17 protein-coding genes are annotated in these 19,846 nt (G+C 66.1%); 16 read left to right on the forward strand and 1 reads right to left on the reverse strand.

Annotation, left to right across the window (positions count from 1 at the left end; translation table 11 throughout):
- Positions 1-46 precede the first annotated feature (46 nt).
- Positions 47-811, reverse strand: coding sequence for a type I methionyl aminopeptidase (gene map / locus BTJ49_RS10090; RefSeq protein WP_113065265.1), 765 nt, complete (start codon positions 809-811; stop codon positions 47-49).
- A gap of 348 nt (positions 812-1,159) precedes the next feature.
- On the opposite strand from map, the gene rpsB reads away from it, so the two are divergent.
- The 16 genes from rpsB (at position 1,160) to dnaE (ending at position 19,766) form a co-directional block, all read left to right on the forward strand.
- A complete protein-coding gene (rpsB, locus tag BTJ49_RS10095) occupies positions 1,160-2,041 on the forward strand; it encodes a 30S ribosomal protein S2 (protein ID WP_113065266.1) in 882 nt (293 codons plus the stop codon).
- Between the two features lie 60 nt (positions 2,042-2,101).
- A complete protein-coding gene (gene tsf, locus BTJ49_RS10100) occupies positions 2,102-2,980 on the forward strand; it encodes a translation elongation factor Ts (RefSeq protein ID WP_113065267.1) in 879 nt (292 codons plus the stop codon).
- 167 nt (positions 2,981-3,147) lie between these two features.
- On the forward strand, positions 3,148-3,873 hold the full coding sequence (gene pyrH, locus BTJ49_RS10105) for a UMP kinase (protein WP_113065268.1): 726 nt from the start codon (positions 3,148-3,150) through the stop codon (positions 3,871-3,873).
- Positions 3,874-3,970: 97 nt separating this feature from the next.
- Complete coding sequence (frr, locus tag BTJ49_RS10110; protein WP_113065269.1) at positions 3,971-4,528, forward strand: ribosome recycling factor; 558 nt, start codon at positions 3,971-3,973, stop codon at positions 4,526-4,528.
- Positions 4,529-4,553: 25 nt separating this feature from the next.
- Positions 4,554-5,303 carry a polyprenyl diphosphate synthase gene (gene uppS / locus BTJ49_RS10115; protein ID WP_113065270.1) on the forward strand — a complete coding sequence of 250 codons (750 nt, stop codon included), beginning with the start codon at positions 4,554-4,556 and terminating at the stop codon, positions 5,301-5,303.
- 15 nt (positions 5,304-5,318) lie between these two features.
- The gene (locus tag BTJ49_RS10120; RefSeq protein WP_113065271.1) at positions 5,319-6,140 is read left to right on the forward strand and encodes a phosphatidate cytidylyltransferase; all 822 of its coding nucleotides are present in this window, start codon (positions 5,319-5,321) and stop codon (positions 6,138-6,140) included.
- A 37-nt stretch (positions 6,141-6,177) separates the two neighbouring features.
- Positions 6,178-7,353 carry a 1-deoxy-D-xylulose-5-phosphate reductoisomerase gene (gene dxr, locus BTJ49_RS10125; protein WP_113065272.1) on the forward strand — a complete coding sequence of 392 codons (1,176 nt, stop codon included), beginning with the start codon at positions 6,178-6,180 and terminating at the stop codon, positions 7,351-7,353.
- A 69-nt stretch (positions 7,354-7,422) separates the two neighbouring features.
- The gene (gene rseP, locus BTJ49_RS10130; RefSeq protein ID WP_113065273.1) at positions 7,423-8,769 is read left to right on the forward strand and encodes an RIP metalloprotease RseP; all 1,347 of its coding nucleotides are present in this window, start codon (positions 7,423-7,425) and stop codon (positions 8,767-8,769) included.
- A gap of 64 nt (positions 8,770-8,833) precedes the next feature.
- A complete protein-coding gene (gene bamA, locus BTJ49_RS10135; RefSeq protein ID WP_113065274.1) occupies positions 8,834-11,146 on the forward strand; it encodes an outer membrane protein assembly factor BamA in 2,313 nt (770 codons plus the stop codon).
- A 196-nt stretch (positions 11,147-11,342) separates the two neighbouring features.
- On the forward strand, positions 11,343-12,362 hold the full coding sequence (gene lpxD / locus BTJ49_RS10140) for a UDP-3-O-(3-hydroxymyristoyl)glucosamine N-acyltransferase (protein WP_113065275.1): 1,020 nt from the start codon (positions 11,343-11,345) through the stop codon (positions 12,360-12,362).
- On the forward strand, positions 12,352-12,813 hold the full coding sequence (gene fabZ, locus BTJ49_RS10145) for a 3-hydroxyacyl-ACP dehydratase FabZ (RefSeq protein ID WP_206098400.1): 462 nt from the start codon (positions 12,352-12,354) through the stop codon (positions 12,811-12,813). Before lpxD ends, fabZ begins: the two co-directional genes overlap by 11 nt.
- Before the next feature lie 10 nt (positions 12,814-12,823).
- Positions 12,824-13,597 (forward strand): acyl-ACP--UDP-N-acetylglucosamine O-acyltransferase, encoded by a 774-nt coding sequence (gene lpxA / locus BTJ49_RS10150; RefSeq protein WP_113065277.1) that lies wholly within the window; start codon positions 12,824-12,826, stop codon positions 13,595-13,597.
- A 97-nt stretch (positions 13,598-13,694) separates the two neighbouring features.
- Complete coding sequence (gene lpxB, locus BTJ49_RS10155) at positions 13,695-14,900, forward strand: lipid-A-disaccharide synthase (protein ID WP_113065278.1); 1,206 nt, start codon at positions 13,695-13,697, stop codon at positions 14,898-14,900.
- A gap of 1 nt (position 14,901) precedes the next feature.
- On the forward strand, positions 14,902-15,525 hold the full coding sequence (gene rnhB / locus BTJ49_RS10160; protein ID WP_113065279.1) for a ribonuclease HII: 624 nt from the start codon (positions 14,902-14,904) through the stop codon (positions 15,523-15,525).
- 121 nt (positions 15,526-15,646) lie between these two features.
- Positions 15,647-16,054: a hypothetical protein gene (locus BTJ49_RS10165; protein WP_146742319.1), complete on the forward strand. Its 408-nt coding sequence runs from the start codon at positions 15,647-15,649 to the stop codon at positions 16,052-16,054.
- 166 nt (positions 16,055-16,220) lie between these two features.
- Positions 16,221-19,766 (forward strand): DNA polymerase III subunit alpha, encoded by a 3,546-nt coding sequence (gene dnaE, locus BTJ49_RS10170; RefSeq protein WP_113065281.1) that lies wholly within the window; start codon positions 16,221-16,223, stop codon positions 19,764-19,766.
- Positions 19,767-19,846 lie beyond the last annotated feature (80 nt).

Consider the following 19,846-nt stretch of genomic DNA (forward strand, 5'->3'; position numbering starts at 1 on the left):
TTCCGGCACGCGCGCCGTCCTCACTTCTCCCCGCCCACTTGCGCCTTCAGGCGTCCGGCCAGGGCGTCAGGATCTCGAAGCCGTCGTCGGTGACGGCGATGGTGTGCTCCCACTGCGCGGACAGCGAATGGTCTTTCGTGACCACCGTCCAGCCATCCGGCAACGAGCGGGTGCCGGCCTTGCCAGCGTTGATCATCGGCTCGACCGTGAAGGTCATGCCCTTCTCCAGCTTCAGGCCGGCGCCGGGCTTGCCGTAATGCAGCACTTGCGGCTCATCGTGGTAGATCTTGCCGATGCCGTGACCGCAGTATTCGCGCACCACGGAGAAGCCGGCGGCCTCGGCGTGCTTCTGGATGGCGTGACCGACATCGCCCAGGGTCGCGCCCGGACGCACCGCCTCGATACCCTTCATCATGGCTTCCCAGGTCACGTCCACCAGGCGCTGCGCACGCACGCTGGGCGTGCCGGCGATGAACATGCGGCTGGTGTCTCCGTGCCAGCCATCCTTGATGACGGTGACATCGCAATTGACGATGTCGCCGTCCTTGAGCACCTTGCGCTCGTTCGGAATGCCATGGCAGATGACATGGTTGACCGAGGTGCACAGCGTCTTCGGAAAACCGCGATAGCCGACGTTGGCCGGCACGGCCTTCTGCACGTTGACGATGTGCTCGTAAGCGATGCGATCGAGCTCTTCCGTGGTCACGCCGGGCTTGACGTGCTCCTTGAGCAACGCCAGAACCTCGGCAGCGAGGCGTCCGGCGACGCGCATCTTCTCGATTTCTTCGGGGGTCTTGGGTACTGCGGGCATACGCCGAATCCTGTGCTTTTCCGGTTCCGCCGCGACGACCGTTCGTCGCCGGGCGGCTGAACAATTTTCCCGAACCGTTTCAGCTGCTTGTGGAAGCCTTCCGCATGCAGCTACAATTGGCCGGTTCTGTCGCCGCCGAGTGCCTGTTCGGCCCCATGCGGCGCGCGGAGCGAAAGACGATTGTAACCCCTGTGCGGGATACTCGTCGGGCCGGAAGCGAAATGGTTCGCGCCGGCACACTACAACGCCACACACGCATCGACACCGGTTTCGGGGTGCCCTGCCCGCTTTTCAAGCGCCAGGGTCGAGGTCGGGGATGCGTGGAGGTTCAACCCCAAGGAGTACAACATGCCTCAAGTCACCATGCGCCAGATGCTCGAAGCCGGCGTGCATTTCGGTCATCAGACCCGTTACTGGAACCCGAAGATGGGTCCGTACATCTTCGGCGCCCGCGGCAAGATCCACATCGTCAACCTCGAGAAGACGCTGCCGCTGTTCAACGACGCCATGAACTACGTGTCGGGCCTGGCGCAGAAGCGCGGCACGATGCTGTTCGTCGGCACCAAGCGCGCCGCGCGCGAAGCCGTCGCCGAGGAAGCCGCCCGCTGCGGCATGCCGTTCGTCTCCCAGCGCTGGCTGGGCGGCATGCTGACCAACTTCCGCACCGTCAAGCAGTCGGTCGCGCGCCTGAAGGAGCTGGAAGCGGCCGAGACCGACGGCACCTTCGAGAAGCTGGTCAAGCACGAAGTGCTGTCGCTGCGTCGCGAGCGCGACAAGCTGGAGAAGTCGCTGGGCGGCATCAAGGACATGAACCGCCTGCCGGACGCCCTGTTCGTCATCGACATCGGTCACGAGGACATCGCCGTGCAGGAAGCCCGCAAGCTGGGCATCCCGGTGGTCGCCGTGGTCGACACCAACTACGACCCGAGCCTGGTGGACTACGCCATTCCGGGCAACGATGACGCCATCCGCGCCATCCAGCTGTACACCCGCGCCGCGGCCGACTCCGTGCTGGAAGGCAAGGCCGCTTCGCCGGCCGCCGCCCAGGGCGACGGCAACGACTTCGTCGAACTCGACGCCGAGGGCAACCCGGTGATGAAGGCCGACGACAAGAAGAAGGCGCCGGCCAAGAAGGCTGCGGCCAAGAAGCCTGCCGCCAAGAAGGACGCCGAGCCCGCCGCCGAAGCCAAGGCCGACAAGGCCGAGGCCAAGGAAGCCGACAGCAAGTAAGTCATTCACGACGCACGCCCCGCGCGGGGCGTGCGCCCGCAAGAACATCGAGGAAATCCGATGCAGATCAGTGCACAACAGGTCAAGGAACTGCGCGAGCGCTCCGGCGCCGGCATGATGGAATGCAAGAAGGCCCTGGTGGCCAACGAGGGCGACATCGACGTCGCCATGGAATGGCTGCGCAAGCAGGGTCTGGCCAAGGCCGACAAGAAGGCCGGCCGCGTGGCCGCCGAAGGCCGCATCGTCGCGGCGCAGGACGGCGGCAAGGCGGTCCTGGTCGAAGTCAACTGCGAGACCGACTTCGTGGCCAAGGACGATAACTTCCTGACCTTCAGCGACAACGTCGCCAAGGTGGCCCTGGAGTCGGGCGCCGCCGACGTCGACGCGCTGAAGAGCGCCGCCTACCCGGGCGGTGACAGCGTCGAGGACACCGCCAAGGGCCTGATCGCCAAGATCGGCGAGAACATCCAGGTGCGTCGCATGGCGCGCGTGGACGTCGACGGCGTGATCGGCAGCTACATTCACGGCGGCCGCATCGGCGTGCTGGTGGCCCTGAAGGGCGGTTCCGAGGAACTGGCCAAGGGCATCGCCATGCACGTGGCGGCGATGAATCCGAACTTCATCCACCCCGAGGACGTGCCGTCCGAGGTGCTGGAGAAGGAGAAGGAAATCGCCCTGGCGCAGATGACCGAGAAGGACAAGGCCAAGCCGGCCGAGATCCAGGAGAAGATGATCCAGGGCAAGCTGCGCAAGCTGTGCGCGGAACAGTCCCTGACCGGTCAGGCCTACGTCATGGACACCGGCAGCAACGTCGGTGACGTGCTGAAGAAGGAAGGCGCCGAGATCCTGGCCGTCGAGCGTCTCGCCGTGGGCGAAGGCATCGAGAAGGCCGAAGACGACTTCGCCGCCGAGGTGATGAAGCAGGCCGGCCTGGCCTGATTCACCCTCCACCGCTGTACCGAAGAAGGGCCGCGCCTGTCGCGGCCCTTCTTTTATGCCCGCGGCCTGTCCGCGGCATTTCGTCCGAACGGCGCGCGCAGACTGCTATGCCGCGCCGGCATCCGCTACAATCTCGGGCGTTTGCCCGCCTCTCTGGAAATCCGCCCATGTCCGAATCCGCGCCGAAATATCGCCGCATCCTGCTGAAACTCTCCGGTGAGGCCCTGATGGGCGACGAGGACTACGGGATCGATCCCAAGGTCATCGGTCGACTGGCCGACGAAATCATCGAGGCCAGCAAGGCGGGGGTGGAGATCGGCGTGGTCATCGGCGGCGGCAACATCTTCCGCGGCGCAGGCCTGGCCGCAGCAGGCATGGACCGCGTCACCGGCGACCACATGGGCATGCTGGCCACAGTCATGAATGCGCTGGCCATGCAGGACGCGCTGGAGAAGCGCGGCGCCTATGCGCGCGTGATGAGCGCGATCCCCATCCATGACGTGTGCGAGGACTTCATCCGTCGCCGCGCCATCCGCCATATCGAGAAGGGCCGCATCGCCCTGTTCGCGGCCGGCATCGGCAACCCGTTCTTCACCACCGACTCGGCCGCGGCCCTGCGCGCGGTCGAACTCGGCGCGGACCTGCTGCTGAAAGCCACCAAGGTCGACGGCGTGTACACCGCCGATCCAGCCACGCACAGCGATGCGGTGCGCTTCGAGACGCTGACCTACGACGAGGTCATCGAGCGCAAGCTGGCAGTCATGGACACCGCGGCCATCGCCCTGTGCCGCGATCACGGCATGCCGCTGCGCATCTACGACCAGACCAAGCCGGGCAACCTCGCGCGCATCCTGCGCGGCGAGCCCGTCGGCACCCTGGTCGAAGCCGCCTGATCCCGCGCCGCAGCCGCGGCGAAGACTTTCCCCTCGCGCCGGTTGCACGCCGGCGCGCTGCTATACTCGCCGGATCGCCCGGCCCCTGGAGTCCTGCATGATCAACGACATCAAGAACGATGCACAAACCCGCATGGGCAAGAGCGTCGAGTCGCTCAGGCACGAACTGCAACGCCTGCGCACCGGTCGCGCCAGCGTCGCCCTGGTCGAAGGCATCAAGGTGCCCTACTACGGCTCGGACATGCCGCTGACCCAGGTCGCCGGCGTCGCCGTGACCGACGGCCGCTCGCTGACCATCACGCCGTGGGAAAAGGACATGGTCGGCCCCATCGAGAAGGCCATCATGGCTTCCGACATCGGCATCACGCCGACCACCGCCGGCATGGTGATCCGCCTGAACCTGCCGCCGCTCACCGAGGAGCGCCGCAAGGAACTGGCCAAGCACGTCGCCGGCGAGGGCGAGAACGCCAAGATCGCCATCCGCAACATCCGCCGCGACGCGCTGCATCAGGTCAAGGAACTGGAAAAGGCCAAGGAAATCAGCGAGGACGACGAGCGTCGCGCCGAGGAAGAGATCCAGCGCCTGACCGATCATTTCGTGAAGGAAGTCGACGCCGTGGCGCAGGCCAAGGAAGAGGAGCTGATGGCGGTCTGATCCGCCCGGCTTCATCTCCGCGTCCATGAGCACCGACACGCCCAGCCTTCCGCGCCACGTCGCCATCATCATGGACGGCAACGGCCGCTGGGCCGAGCAGCGTCGCCAACCGCGCAGTTTCGGCCACCGAGCCGGCCAGAAGGCGGTGCGCCAGGCCATCGAGCACTGCATGCGCCGAGGCATCGGCGCCCTGACGCTGTTCGCCTTCTCGAGCGAGAACTGGCGCCGACCGGAGACCGAGGTCTCTGCGTTGATGACGCTGTTCCTGAAGGCCCTCGACAAGGAAGTCGATCAACTGCACGCGAATGGCGTGTGCCTGCGCTTCATCGGCGATCTGTCGCGCTTCGACGCGCCCCTGCGCAAACGCATGCACGCCGCGCGTGAGCGCACGGCAGGCAACACCGCACTGCACGTCAACGTGGCCGTGAACTACGGCGGTCACTGGGACATCGCGCAGGCCGCGAGATCGCTCGCCGAAGCCGCTGCGCGCGGCGATCTGGACCCGGCCGGGATCGATGCCGAGATGCTCGGCGCGCACGTCTGTCTGGCCGACCTTCCCGCACCGGACCTGTTCATCCGCACCGGCGGCGAACACCGCATCAGCAATTTCCTGCTGTGGCAACTGGCCTATACGGAGCTGGTGTTCACGGATACGCTGTGGCCGGACTTCGATGCCGACTGTCTGGACGCGGCGCTCGACGACTTTGCCGGTCGCCAGCGCCGCTTCGGCCGTACCGGATCGCAAGTCGCCGAATCCACCGCGCCCCAACCCTAGGGACGACCGAAACGCATGCTTCTACAGCGCATCCTGACCGCTCTCATCCTCATTCCGCTCGCCCTCGCGGTGATGCTGCTGCCGCCGACCTGGCTGTTCGGCGTCATCGTCGGCGCCGTGTTCCTGGCCGCGCAGTGGGAATGGACGCGGCTGTGCGGCGTGCGCAAGGTTTCCGTGCGCCTGGCCTGGCTGACGCTGACGCTGATCGCGCTGATCGCGCTGTGGATATTGCGCGCACAGACCTGGATCTGGACGCTCGGCGTGGCCGTCGGCGTGCTGTGGTGGCTGACCAGCCTGCTGTGGCTGCGTCACTACAGTTTTGCGGCCTCACCGACGCACGAGCATGTCGCGCTGAAACTCACGGTCGGTCTGCTGATTTTCATACCGTCCTGGCTGGCCCTGATCGGCATGCACGGCGAGGCGCGAGGCCCCTGGTGGGTGCTGCTGGCGATCCTGCTGGTATGGGCCGCCGACACCGGCGCCTATTTTTCCGGCCGCCTGTTCGGCAAGCGCAAGCTGGCGCCACGCATCAGTCCGGGCAAGACCTGGGCCGGCGTCTATGGCGCGCTGATCCTGGGCGGCGCGGTCAGCGTCATCGGCGGCTGGCTGCTGGACATACGCCATCCGATCGCGCTACTGGGCATGCTGGTGCTGGGCGTGGTCACCGTCGCCGCTTCCATTCTGGGCGACCTGATCGAGAGCCTGTTCAAGCGCCAGGCCGACATCAAGGACTCCGGAACCCTGTTTCCCGGCCACGGCGGTCTGCTGGACCGACTCGACAGCGTGTTCGCCGCCCTGCCCGTGTTCGTGATCGCCAAGCTGCTGCTGGGCCTGTGATGGTCTCGTTCCGGGCGCGAAACGCGGAGAACCGCATATGAGAACGCTGGCCGTATTCGGCGCCACCGGCTCGATCGGCGGCAGTACCCTAGACGTGGTCGCGCGCCACCCCGACCGCTTCCGCGTCGGCGTGCTCGCCGCGCACCGCAACAGCGAGAAACTCGCGCAGCTGTGCGCGCGCTTCCGACCGCAGTGCGCCATCCTCGCCGACCCGACCATGGAGAACGACCTGCGCAGACGTCTGGCCAGCGCCGGCGTCGAGTGCGAGGTCCAGTCGGGCATGGCCGCCATCAGCGAGGCCGCCGCCGACGCACGCTACGACACAGTGGTCGCCGCCATCGTTGGCGCGGCCGGCCTCGACTCCACCCTGGCCGCCGCGCGCGCCGGCAAGCGTCTGCTGCTCGCCAACAAGGAATCCGTGGTCATGGCCGGGGCGCTGCTGATGCAGGCGCTGCACGAGGGCGGCGGCGAACTGATCCCGGTCGATTCCGAGCACAACGCCATCTTCCAGTGCCTGCCGGGGGAGCGTCCGCCGCTGGCCGCGGCGGGCGTGCGCAAGCTGATCCTGACCGCCTCGGGTGGCCCGTTCCGTGGACGCACACGCCGCGATCTGCACGACATCACGCCAGACCAGGCCTGCGCGCACCCGAACTGGAGCATGGGCCGCAAGATCTCGGTCGATTCGGCGACGCTGATGAACAAGGGCCTCGAAGTCATCGAGGCGCATCATCTGTTCGGCGCCGCGCCCGACATCATCGACGTGGTAGTGCACCGGCAGAGCCTGGTGCACTCGCTGGTCGAGTACGCGGACGGCTCAGTGCTGGCGCAGCTCGGCAACCCGGACATGCGCACGGCGCTGGCGCATGCGCTGGCCTGGCCCGAGCGCATCGAGGCCGGCGTGCCGCCGCTGGACCTGGCTGCCGTCGCACAACTCGATTTCGAGCCACCCGACACCACCACCTTCCGCTGCCTCGACCTGGCCTTCCAGGCCCTGCGCGAGGGCGGCGACGCGACCACGCTCCTCAATGCCGCCAACGAAGTCGCGGTCGCGGCGTTTCTCGAAGGAACGCTGCCGTTTCTCGGCATTGCCGACGTCATCGAGCAGGTCCTTGCGGAACTGCCTGCCGAAGCCGTGGTCGATATTCAGACACTCAGGGCGCGTGATCTCAAGGCTCGCGATACGGCTCGCCGTTGCATCGGCGGACGCTGCTAAGCTACACGGATCATGCCGCACTGCGGCGTGTGCCCACTTTCTGCTGCTGATTCAAGACCCAACGACTGCATGAGCACATTTTTCGGTTCCGTCTGGTGGCTGATCGTCACCCTCGGCCTGCTGGTGACCTTCCACGAATTCGGTCACTTCTGGGTGGCGCGCCGCTGTGGCGTGAAGGTGCTGCGTTTCTCGGTCGGCTTCGGGCGCGCCATCTGGAGCCGCGTCGGTCGCGACGGCACCGAATACCGCATCGCGATGATTCCCCTGGGCGGCTACGTGAAAATGCTCGACGCACGCGAGGGTGAGGTCCCCGAGGACCAGAAGGACCAGGAATTCACCGGCAAGAGCGTCTGGAAGCGCATCGCCATCGTCGCCGCCGGCCCGGGTTTCAATCTGATCTTCGCGGTGGCCGCTTTCTGGCTGATGTTCGTGATCGGCAAACCCGACGCCGTTCCGGTACTCGCCGCGCCACCGTCGCACACGCTTGCCGCGGAAGCCGGCATCCGCAGCGGCGACCGCATCGTGGCCGTGGACGGCAACAAGGTCGTGACCTGGAGCGGCGCGCTCGATGCCATCAGCGAGGATGCGCTGCTGCGCCAGCCCGTGCGACTGGATGTGCGGCATCAGGGCGAGGTGCGAACCGTCACGCTGGCGCTGAACGAGTTGCCCGCGGATACCGCCATGCAGACGGCCTTCGACCGCATCGGCCTGTTGCCGGGCGGCATCCCGCCCGTCGTCGGCAAACTGGTGCAGGACGGCGCGGCGGCGAAAGCAGGCATCCAGAGTGGCGACCGAATTCTCAGCATCGACGACACGCCGGTCCACTACTTCACCGACATCGGCACCATTCTCGACGAGCACATGAAACACGCGTCCAGCGTCGAGATCGCCATCCGTCGGCAGGACCGCACACTGAAGCTGGCCCTGACGCCGAAGCATGTGATCGATGACGGCAAGGACGTGTGGCGCCTGGGGGTCTACAATGCTCCGGCCAAGCAGGAAACCGCCATCCTCCGTTACGGCCCGATCGCCGCGCTGGGCCACGCCTTCGCCACCACCTGGGACAAGACCGCGACCACGTTCCAGATGATCGGCCGCATCCTCACCGGGCAGGCCTCGGCACGCAACCTTTCCGGCGTGATCACCATCGCCCGCGTGGCCAACGCCTCGGCACAACTCGGGCTGACCTGGTTCCTGGGCTTCCTCGGACTGGTGTCGCTGAGCCTCGCCGTGATCAACCTGTTGCCGATCCCCGTCTTGGACGGCGGGCATCTGCTGTATTACCTTATCGAGCTGGTCAAGGGCAGCCCGGTCAGCGAACGCACCATGATCGCCGGCCAGTTCATCGGTCTCGCCCTGCTCGCCTGCCTGGTCGGGCTGGCTCTGTACAACGATATTCTCGGACTCTCGTCTTGAACCGAGGCCCTTATTCGCTGCGGCCTGCTGCCGCGTACTCGCGCATCACCCACTGGAATCGACGATGAAGCGTATCGCCGCCCTGATCCTGCTTGCCTCCATGACCGCCAAGGCCATGGCCATGCAGCCGTTCACGATCTCCGACATCCGCGTCGACGGCCTGCAGCGCATTGCTGCGGGCACGGTCTACAGCTACCTGCCGGTCGCCAAGGGCGACACCCTGACCGAAGCCAATGCCAAGCAGTCCATCAAGGCACTGTTCAACACCGGCTTCTTCAGCGACGTCGAGCTGGAACGCCAGGGCGACATCCTGGTCATCAAGGTCGTCGAACGGCCGTCCATCGCCAAGCTCAACATCCGCGGCAACAAGGCCATCAAGACCGACGACCTGAAGAAGGGCCTGAAGCAGATCGGCCTGACCGAGGGCGACACCTTCGACCCGCTGGCGCTGAGCCGCGTGCAGGATGAACTGATCACGCAGTACTACAACCGCGGCAAGTACAACGTCTCGGTGAAGACCCACGTCACGCACCTGGACCGCAACCGCGTCTCGCTGGACATCGTCGTGCGCGAGGGCAAGACCGCGCGCATCAAGGCCATCAACATCGTCGGCAACACGACCTTCAGCGACAAGCAGATCCGCGACAATTTCGAATCCGACACCAGCAACTGGTTGTCCTGGTACACCAAGGACGACCAGTACTCGAAGGAAAAACTCTCCGGCGATCTCAAGAAGCTCGATTCGTACTACATGAATCGCGGCTACGCGGACTTCAACATCAACTCCACGCAGGTGATGATCAGTCCGAACAAGCGCAAGATGTACATCACCGCCAACATCAAGCAGGGCGAGGTGTACAAGATTTCCGACGTGCACCTGCTGGGCAATCTGGTGCTGCCCGAGAAGACCATCCGCCAGTTGGTCTTCATGAAGAAGGGCGACACCTTCAATCGCTTCCTGGTCGAGCAAAGCAAGAAGGCGATCAAGAACGTGCTGTCCAACATCGGCTACGCCTTCGCCGAAGTGCAGGTCGTGCCCAAGCTGGACAAGAAGAACCGCACCGCGGACATGACCTTCTACATCAAGCCGGGCAAGCGCGTGTATGTGCGCCGCATCAATTTCCAGGGCAACACCAAGACCCAGGATTCGGTGCTGCGCCGCGAGATGCGCCAGCCGGAAGGCGCCTGGTACTCGCAGGCCGCGATCGACGCCTCCAAGCGCCGCTTGCAGACCCTGGGCTACTTCAAGGACGACGTGAAGGTCGACACCCAGCGCGTGCCGGGCACCGACGACGAAGTGGATCTGAACGTCAAGGTCGAGGAGAAATCCTCCGGCAGCCTGATGTTCGGCGTCGGCTACTCGCAGTACTCGGGCGTGATCCTCAGCGCCTCGGTGTCGCAGAACAACTTCCTCGGCAGCGGCGACAAGTTCTCCGTGGCCGTGCAGCACAGCAGCTACTACTCGCAGATCCAGCTGGGCTACGTGAACCCGTATCTGACCGACGACGGCGTCAGCATCGGCTACAACGCCACCTACAGCAAACTGGACTACGGCAATACCGACTTCGCCAACTACACCAACAGCACCCGCTCGTTCTCGACGACCGTCGGCGTGCCGGTCAGCGAAGTCGACCGCCTGCAGTTCGGTCTGGGCCTGACCAGCAACAAGATCAATCTGTTCCCGGGCTTCTCGCCGCAGGAACTGGTCGATTACCAGAACCTGATCGGAAACAAGACCGTCCACTCCTGGACCGGAACCATCGGTTACTCGCGCGACACGCGCAATTACTACTGGGCGCCGACCACCGGCGGCGTGGAGTCCCTGTCCATCAACGCGGCCCTGCCCGGTTCCACCGTGCAGTTCTGGAAGGCCTTCTACCACGGCAACCATTACTGGCCCGTCGGCGGCGGTTTCGTGTTGCTGCTCGATGGCGAAGTCGGCTATGGCAAGACCTACGGCAAGGACAAGAAGTACGGCTTCCCGTTCTGGGAGAACTACTACGCCGGCGGCGTGCGTGACGTCCGCGGCTTCCAGGACAACACACTGGGTCCGCGCGCCTACGTCCCGGCCTACGGCTATTCGCAGCCGGTCGGCGGCGCCTTCAAGGTCAAGGGCACCGCGCAGGTGTTCCTGCCGATTCCCGCCCTGAAGGACGTCAGTACCGCCCGTGTCGCCGCCTTCGTCGACGTCGGCAACGTGTACAAGGACTACAACTCCTTCAACGCCAAGGATCTGCGCGCCTCCTACGGCCTGTCGCTGCAGTGGCAGGCGCCGATCGGTCCGCTGGTGATCAGCTTTGCGGTGCCGTTCCGCGACCAGCCGCAGGATCGCCGCTACGAGGAACGCCTGCAGTTCACCTTCGGCAACCAGTTCTGAGCGTTGCCGGCATGATCCCGTATGGCCGTCCCGGCGTTCCCGGAGCGGCCTCACGGGCAATCCGGGCCGCCAGGTCGTAGAATCCGACCGGATCGGATCCGTCGCGTTCGCGGTTTTCGCGCCCAACGCGGTCGTTCCGGCCACGTCATCGACCACTGGCCCATTGCATAGCCGCTCGGCGGCAGGGGAGCACCGTGTGAGCCGTTACACACTGGCCGAACTGGCCGAACGTTTCGACGTGCAGGTACAGGGCGACGCCGAGACTCTCATCGAAGGCGTCGGCACGCTGGCCTCGTCCGGGCCGGGCCAGCTGACTTTCCTGGCCAACAGCCGCTATACCGCGCAGATGCGCGAAACCGGCGCTTCCGCGGTGGTTCTCGACGCGGATTCGGCGGACGAATGCCCGACCCCCGCCCTGATCGCACGCGACCCGTACCTCGCCTTCGCCAAGATCGCCGCCCTGTTCGAGAAACGTGCCGCGGCCGAACCCGGCATCCACCCGACCGCCGTGGTTTCGCCCAGCGCCGAAGTGGCCGAGACCGCCTGCATCGGACCGTACTGCGTCATCGAGGACAACGCTCGCGTCGAGGACGGCGCGGTACTCGGTCCCTACTGCATGGTCGGCCCGGACTGCGTGATCGGCGCGCAGTCGCGACTGGTCGCCCGCGTGACCCTGGTCATTCGCGTGCGCCTCGGCCGACGCGTGCTGGTGCATCCGGGCGTGGTGATCGGCGCGGACGGCTTCGGCATCGCCGTCGATGCCGGGCACTGGACCAAGGTGCCGCAGCTCGGCGGCGTGCGCATCGGCGACGACTGCGAAATCGGCGCCAACACCACCATCGACCGCGGCGCCCTGGAAGACACCGTGCTGGCCGAAGACGTGCGTCTGGACAACCAGATCCAGATCGCCCACAACGTGCAGATCGGCGCACACACCGCCATGGCCGGTTGCAGCGCGGTGGCCGGCAGCGCGAAAATCGGCAGCTGGTGCCTGGTCGGCGGCGACGCCGGCATCCTCGGGCATCTGGAAGTGACCGATCGGGTTACCATTACCTCCAAGAGTCTGGTGACGCATTCGATTCGCGAACCAGGCGAATATTCATCCGGCGTGCCGCTGCAGGAAAACCGCCTGTGGCGACGCAACGCCGCACGTTTCAAGAAACTGGACGAGTACGCGCGCCGCCTCACGGCGCTGGAAAGGAAAGATCATGACTGACGCCATCAAGTTGCCGGTGAACGTGGAGCAGATCCAGGAGCTCCTACCGCACCGCTATCCCTTCCTTCTGGTCGATCGCGTGATCGAACTGGAGCCCGGCGAGCGCGTTGTCGCGATCAAGAACGTCTCCATGAACGAGCCGTTCTTCCAGGGCCACTTTCCCAACCATCCGGTCATGCCCGGCGTGCTGGTGATCGAAGCGATGGCCCAGGCCGCAGGCACCCTGATCATGCTCAGCAACCAGAGCAACTCGGACACCAATCCCCTTTTCTACCTGGCCAAGGTCGACAAGGCACGCTTCTCCGCCAAGGTGGTGCCGGGCGACCAGCTGCGTCTGGAAGTGCGCCTGAAGCGTATGCTGCGAGGCATGGGCCTGTTCGAGGCTCGCGCGGTAGTGGACGGCAACGAAGTGGCCAGTTGCGAACTGATGTGCGCCGGTCGCGCCGAGTGAGGTCAATGCGATGATTCACGCCAGTGCCCAGATCGACCCCAAGGCCCGCCTCGCCGACAATGTCCAGGTCGGTGCGTTCAGCGTCATCGGCGCGGACGTGGAAATCGGCGCAGGCACGGTCATCGGACCGCACGTGGTCATCGAAGGCCCCACCCGCATCGGCGAAGGCAACCACATCCACTCGTTCGCCTCGATCGGCGGCGACGCCCAGGACAAGAAGTACCACGGCGAGCGCACCGAACTGATCATCGGCGACAACAACGTCTTCCGCGAATTCGTCACCATTAATCGCGGCACGGGCGACGGCGGCGGCGCGACCCGCATCGGCAACGACAACTGGTTCCTGGCCTACGTGCATATTGCCCACGACTGCCAGGTCGGCAACCACACCGTGTTCTCCAACAACGCCTCGCTGGCGGGACACGTGGAAGTCGGCGACTGGGTCATCATGGCCGGCTTCAGCGGCGTGCATCAGTTCTGCAAGATCGGTGATCATGCCTTCGTCGGCATGGGCTGCCTGGTCGGTGCCGACGTGCCGCCCTTCGTCATCATGGGCAAGCAGGAGCACGGCCGGCCGCGCGGCATCAACAGCGAAGGTCTGAAGCGCCGCGGCTTCGAGCCGGAACGCATCGCCACCATCCGGCGCGCCTACCGCACGCTGTACATGGCGGGCCTGCCGCTGGCCGAAGCGCGCGAGCGATTGAACGAACAGGCCGGCTCCAGCGAGGATGTGCAAGCCATGCTCGACTTCATTGACAGCAGCGAACGCTCGCTGAAACGCTGAACTTCCCGCCGCACTCGGCGGCGGCTCGATGAACCCTTTCCAACATGCGCTTTCGTCGCGCGCGACGAAAGCGCCGATGTCCCGTATTCTCTGGCGGATGAGCGAAGCACTCCCCGAATCCCGAACCGAGGCGGCCGCACCGACCATCGCATTGATCGCCGGCGAAGCCTCGGGTGACCAGCTCGGCGGCGCATTGATCCAGGCCCTGCGGCAACGCTATCCGAACGCACGCATCGTCGGCGTCGGCGGTCCGCGCATGCACGACGCAGGCTTCGAGGCCTGGCGCGATATCCACGAGCTCTCGGTGATGGGCTTCCTGGAAGTGCTCAAGCACCTGCCGCGATTGCTGAAGCTGCGCCGCGACCTGATCCGGCGCATCGCTGCGCTGCGTCCGGACGTGGTCGTCGGTATCGACGCCCCGGATTTCAATCTGGGCCTCGAACGCGCGCTGAAGCGCCGCGGGCTGCGCACCGTGCACTATGTCAGCCCCTCGGTCTGGGCCTGGCGCGAGAAACGCGCGGAAAAGCTCGGACAGAGCGCCGATCGCGTGCTGTGCCTGTTCCCGATGGAACCGGAGATCTACGCGCGTCACGGCGTCGACGCCCGCTTCGTCGGCCACCCACTGGCCGACCGTTTCCCGCTGGTCGCCGATCGTCACGGCGCACGCGAAACACTCGATCTGGCACAGAACATCCCGGTTCTGGCCGTGCTTCCTGGCAGCCGTGCTTCCGAAGTGGAGCGGCTCGGGCAGGTCTTTCTCGACGCCGCCGCGCGCGTGGCGCAGTCCATCCCCGGCCTGCGCATCGTCGTGCCGGCCGCCAACGCGCGCTGTCGCGAGGTGCTGCAGCGTCTGATCTCGCTGGCACCCAATGCTCCCCTGACCCTGCTGGACGGCCAGGCGCACGAAGCCATGCTCGCCGCCGACGTGGTGCTGCTGGCCTCGGGTACGGCGACGCTGGAAGCCATGCTGGCCAAGCGACCGATGGTGGTCGGCTATCGCGTCGCGCCGATGACCTACCGTTTCGTGCAGGCGCTGAAACTGATCAAGACCGACACCTTCGCGCTGCCCAATATCCTGGCCGGCCAGCGTCTGGTGCCGGAACTGATGCAGGATGACTGCACCGTCGACAAGGTCACCGAGGCCGTTCTCGCGTTGTTCCGCGACAGCCAGCGCCGCGGCAATATCGTCGCCGCCTTCGAAGCGCTGCACCGCGAACTCAATGGCCACCATGACGGCAGCGCCGCGGAACAGGCGGCCGAGGCCATCGCCGAACTGCTGCCCGACACGGCGCACGCGCGCTGACATGCCACGCCGCCGCCCCGTCAGCGCGCGCCTGGATCGCGATTTGCGCATCGCCGGCGTCGACGAGGCCGGTCGCGGGCCGCTGGCTGGTCCGGTCGTCGTCGCGGCCGTGATTCTCGACCCGGCACGAACGATTCGCGGTCTCGACGATTCCAAGCAGCTCAGCGAGACGCGTCGCGAAACGCTCTACGAGCGCATCGTGGAACGCGCGCTGGCCTGGCGCATCGTGTTCGTCGAATGCCCGCAGATCGACCGCATCAACATCTACCAGGCCACCATGCAGGGCATGCGCGAGGCGGCCTGCGGCCTCGATCCGACCGCCGAATACGTGCTCGTGGACGGCAACAAGGTGCCTCCGGGACTGTCCTGCGAGGCACAGGCCATCGTCGGTGGCGATGGCCTCGAACCGAGCATCGGCGCCGCGTCGATCCTGGCCAAGGTCGCCCGCGACCGGCACATGCAGGCGCTGGACGAGCGCTATCCCGGCTACGGCTTCGCCCGCCACAAGGGCTACGGCGTTCCCGAGCACCTCGATGCGCTGCAGCGGCTGGGCCCCTGTCCCGAACACCGCCGCAGCTTCGCACCCGTGCGAAAACTACTGGAACCCGGCCTGTTCGACGCGTGACTTGCGCCCTATTCCATGGCGCCGCGATCGGAGTACAGTGGACCTACGGACCGAGGTTTACGCCGCACGCGGCACCTACGGGACCAGGAAGCCGCGGCGGCTCCACACGAGGAGCCTGGCCATGAATGTTTCCGATTCTCGCCAACCCGCATCCGCTGCATCCCACCCTTTGAATCTGCGTGAGCTCGCGCCGCAGCTGCGCGACATGCTCGCCGACGAAGACTGGCTGCCCGCCTGCCAGGATCTGACCAAGCTGGACGAACTGCTGTACCGCATCGACACCGATCCGCAATGCGGCGACGAAGCGCCCAACCCCGACGTCGCGCTGCTGATCGCGGCGCACCAGGATTTCTGCCATTTCCGCCGCGCCATGGCGGCTCGCCTCAACATCCCCGACGACAAGCCGCTGCACATTACCCCCGACGAATGGCTGCAGCTGCGTCTGCGACACGGAACCACGCCCGAAAGTCTGCGCCCGTACGCCAAATACCGGTCGGAAGGCGACGATCGCTTCCACATCGTCGACTGAAGCTCGCCTGCACGCCCCGCATCGGATGCTTGTCCACCATTCCGCGCATCGCTAGGGTACGATCTGCGGCGCGCCGGCCCCGAACTGGATGCGCTTTCGTCGAACGGAAGCGGTCAACGCGCCGCCGAAGCACTACACTGTCAGGAAGCTCCCAGCGCGCGTCGCGATGCCCAGCCGTTTCGTCCATCTGCATACCCACAGCGAATTCTCGCTGGTCGACTCGACCATCCGCGTCAAGGCGCTGGTCGAGTCCTGCGCGCGCGCGGACATGCCCGCCGTCGCCCTGACCGACGACAGCAATCTGTTCGCCCTGGTGAAGTTCTACCGCGCGGCCTACAACGCGGGCGTCAAACCGGTAGCCGGCTGCGACCTGTGGGTCACCGAGCCGGACGATCCGCGTCCCTGGCGCCTCACGCTGCTATGCCAGCACGAGAAGGGCTACCGCAATCTGTGCCGGCTGGTCTCGCGCGCCTGGCTGGAAGGCCAGCACGGCGGTCGCGCCATGATCGAATCGGGCTGGCTGCAGCAATCCGGTGAGGGCCTGATCGCCGTCGCCGGACGCGAGAGCCTGTTCGCGCGCAGCGTCGCCAGCGGCGGGCCGGAAGCGGCGCGCGCGCCGTTGGACCGCATGCGCGCGCTGTTCGACGAACGCCTGTACCTGGAACTGACCCGCACGCACCGCGACGACGAACCGGCCTGGAACCAGTCCGCGCTGCATCTGGCTGGCGAGCTGGACCTTCCGGTCATCGCCAGCAACGACGTGCGCTTCCTGCGCCGTGAGGACTTCGAGGCCCACGAGGCACGCGTGTGCATCCGCCAGGGACGCGTGCTGGCCGACCCGCGCCGTCCGCGCGACTACAGCGAAGAGCAGTTCCTGAAGCCGCCCGAGGCCATGGAAGCGCTGTTCGAGGACGTGCCCGAGGCGCTGGACAACACGCTGGAGCTGGCCAAACGCTGCAACCTCGAACTGAATTTCGGCACCTACTACCTGCCCGCCTTCCCGGTGCCCGAGGAGCACGACCTCGACAGCTTCATCCGCGCCGAGGCGCGCACCGGCCTGGATCAGCGCCTGGAGACGCATCCGCTGGCACCCGGCCACACGCGCGAAGACTACGACGCGCGCCTGGAGCGCGAGCTCGACGTCATCATCTCGATGGGCTTCCCCGGCTACTTCCTGATCGTGGCCGACTTCATCCAGTGGGCCAAGGACCACGACATCCCGGTCGGGCCGGGCCGCGGCTCGGGTGCCGGTTCGCTGGTGGCCTGGGCGCTGAAGATCACCGATCTCGACCCGCTGCCCTACGACCTGCTGTTCGAGCGCTTCCTCAATCCCGAACGCGTGTCGATGCCCGACTTCGACATCGACTTCTGCATGGACCGCCGCGACGAGGTCATCGACTACGTCGCGCGCAAGTACGGCCGCGACAAGGTCAGCCAGATCATCACCTACGGCACCATGGCCGCGAAGGCCGTGGTGCGCGATTCCGGCCGCGTGCTGGGCATGGGCTATGGCCATGTCGATGGCATCGCCAAGCTGATCCCCAACACGCTGGGCATCAGCCTGAACGACGCCTTGGGGCGCTCGGAAAAATCCAAGGCCAACTCGGACCTGATGTCCACCGAGTTGGTGCAGCGCTACGAGAACGAGGACGAAGTCCGCGAACTCATCGACCTGGCACTGAAGCTGGAGGATCTGACCCGCAACGCCGGCAAGCACGCCGGCGGCGTGGTCATTGCGCCCACCCCGCTGACCGACTTCTCGCCGCTGTACGCCGAAGAAGGCGGTGGCGGCGTGGTCACCCAGTTCGACAAGAACGACGTCGAGGACGTCGGCCTGGTGAAGTTCGACTTTCTCGGCCTGCGCACGCTGACCATCATCGATTGGGCAGTGAAGGCGATCAACGTGCGTCGCAAAGCGGCCGGCGAGGAACCGCTGGACCTGACCCAGCTGCCGCTGGACGACGCCGAAACCTATGCCCTGTTCGCACGCGGCGATACCGTGGCCGTGTTCCAGTTCGAATCGCGCGGCATGCGCGAACTGCTCAAGCGTGCGCAGCCGGACACCTTCGAGGACATCATCGCGCTGGCTGCGCTGTTCCGTCCCGGTCCGCTGGGTTCGGGGATGGACCGCGACTGGACCGACCGCAAGCACGGACTGGCCGAGGTCACCTACCCGCATCCGCTGCTGGAGCCGGTGCTCAAGCCCACCTACGGCGTCATCGTCTACCAGGAACAGGTGATGCAGATCGCCCAGGTCCTGGCCGGCTATTCGCTGGGCGGCGCCGATCTGCTGCGCCGCGCGATGGGCAAGAAGAAGCCCGAGGAGATGGCCAAGCAGCGCGCCATCTTCGAAGAGGGTGCGGCCAAGAACAACATCGACGCGCAGGTCGCGACCTCGATCTTCGACCTGATGGAGAAATTCGCCGAGTACGGCTTCAACAAGTCGCATTCGGCCGCCTACGCGCTGGTCGCCTACCAGACCGCCTGGCTGAAGCGACACTACCCCGCCGAGTTCATGGCCGCGACGCTGTCGTCGGATATGGACAACACCGACAAGGTGGTCAACTTCCTCGACGAGTGCAAGGCCATCGGCCTCACCGTCCTGCCGCCCGACGTCAACGCCTCGGTGTACAAGTTCGAGGCCGTCGAGCCGCGCGTGGTGCGCTACGGCATCGGCGCGATCAAGGGCGTCGGCGAAGGCATCTGCCAGGCCATCGTGGCCGAACGCGAACAGGGCGGCCGCTACACCGACCTGGCCGACTTCTGCCGCCGCGTCGCGCCGGGCAAGCTCAACAAGCGCGTGCTGGAAGCGCTGACCCTGTCCGGCGCGCTGGACACCCTGGCGCCCACCCGCGCCAGTCTGATGCTGCAGCTGCCGGAGGCAATGAAAGCCGCCGAGCAGCACCTGCGCAACCTCGACGCCGGCCAGCACGACATCTTCGGCGGCGGAGGCGGCGCAGCAGCGACCGTGCAGGTCGAACTGCGCGAAGCGCCCGAATGGCCGCTGGAACAGTTGCTCAGCGGCGAGCGCGATACCCTGGGGCACTATCTCTCGGGCCACCCCACGGACCCGTGGAAGAGCGTGCTGGCGCAACTCGCCACCTGCCCGCTGGAGGAGATTCCCGAACGCTACCAGCCACCGCAGTCGTTCGGCGGCGGCGAGGACGGCGGCAACCGCTTTCGTCGCGGCAAGGGCACCCCGTGGGTCGTGGCCGGCATCGTCACCGCCGTACGCCGACGCGGCGAAACCGCTGCCTTCGTACGCCTGGAGGACGCCGGCGGCGCGGTCGAATTGAGCTTCTTCCGCGAAGCGCTGAACGAATACGCGCCGCTGCTGGTGCGCGACGCGCTGCTGGTGGTCGAGGGCGACCTGTCCATCGACGACTTCTCCGGTGGTTACCAGGTCCGCGCACGCCAGGTGTGGGGCCTGAACGACGCCTGCGAACGGCTGGCGCGCCTCCTGCGCGTGCGCGTGAACGGCATCGACGCCGGCTTCATCGACGACCTGAAGAACGCACTGGGCGAGTACCGGGGCGGCCCCACGCCGCTGGTGCTGACCGGCTATCGCAACGGCGTCGGCCAGGCCGACATCGAACTGGGCCAGGCCTGGCGCGTGCGCGCCCAACCCGACCTGCTGCGCACGCTGCGCGGCCTGCCGGGCGTGCTGGATGCCGAACTGCGCCTGTCGCGGCCCAATCCAGGCGGGAACTGAGTCGCACTTGCGTGCTGCGACCTCCTGTCGCAGACCGGTCCGGTCCAGCTATACTTCGAGCTTTACACAGTCGAACATGC

The organism is Oleiagrimonas sp. MCCC 1A03011, from assembly GCF_003267965.1.
GTDB classification, from domain to species: domain Bacteria; phylum Pseudomonadota; class Gammaproteobacteria; order Xanthomonadales; family Rhodanobacteraceae; genus Oleiagrimonas; species Oleiagrimonas citrea.

Bases quoted from the DNA above. Each gene is read 5' to 3' on its own strand.
- map (WP_113065265.1), bottom strand. From the start codon at position 811: ATGCCCGCAGTACCCAAGACCCCCGAAGAAATCGAGAAGATGCGCGTC.
- rpsB (WP_113065266.1), top strand. From the start codon at position 1,160: ATGCCTCAAGTCACCATGCGCCAGATGCTCGAAGCCGGCGTGCATTTC.
- tsf (WP_113065267.1), top strand. From the start codon at position 2,102: ATGCAGATCAGTGCACAACAGGTCAAGGAACTGCGCGAGCGCTCCGGC.
- pyrH (WP_113065268.1), top strand. From the start codon at position 3,148: ATGTCCGAATCCGCGCCGAAATATCGCCGCATCCTGCTGAAACTCTCC.
- frr (WP_113065269.1), top strand. From the start codon at position 3,971: ATGATCAACGACATCAAGAACGATGCACAAACCCGCATGGGCAAGAGC.
- uppS (WP_113065270.1), top strand. From the start codon at position 4,554: ATGAGCACCGACACGCCCAGCCTTCCGCGCCACGTCGCCATCATCATG.
- BTJ49_RS10120 (WP_113065271.1), top strand. From the start codon at position 5,319: ATGCTTCTACAGCGCATCCTGACCGCTCTCATCCTCATTCCGCTCGCC.
- dxr (WP_113065272.1), top strand. From the start codon at position 6,178: ATGAGAACGCTGGCCGTATTCGGCGCCACCGGCTCGATCGGCGGCAGT.
- rseP (WP_113065273.1), top strand. From the start codon at position 7,423: ATGAGCACATTTTTCGGTTCCGTCTGGTGGCTGATCGTCACCCTCGGC.
- bamA (WP_113065274.1), top strand. From the start codon at position 8,834: ATGAAGCGTATCGCCGCCCTGATCCTGCTTGCCTCCATGACCGCCAAG.
- lpxA (WP_113065277.1), top strand. From the start codon at position 12,824: ATGATTCACGCCAGTGCCCAGATCGACCCCAAGGCCCGCCTCGCCGAC.
- lpxB (WP_113065278.1), top strand. From the start codon at position 13,695: ATGAGCGAAGCACTCCCCGAATCCCGAACCGAGGCGGCCGCACCGACC.
- rnhB (WP_113065279.1), top strand. From the start codon at position 14,902: ATGCCACGCCGCCGCCCCGTCAGCGCGCGCCTGGATCGCGATTTGCGC.
- BTJ49_RS10165 (WP_146742319.1), top strand. From the start codon at position 15,647: ATGAATGTTTCCGATTCTCGCCAACCCGCATCCGCTGCATCCCACCCT.
- dnaE (WP_113065281.1), top strand. From the start codon at position 16,221: ATGCCCAGCCGTTTCGTCCATCTGCATACCCACAGCGAATTCTCGCTG.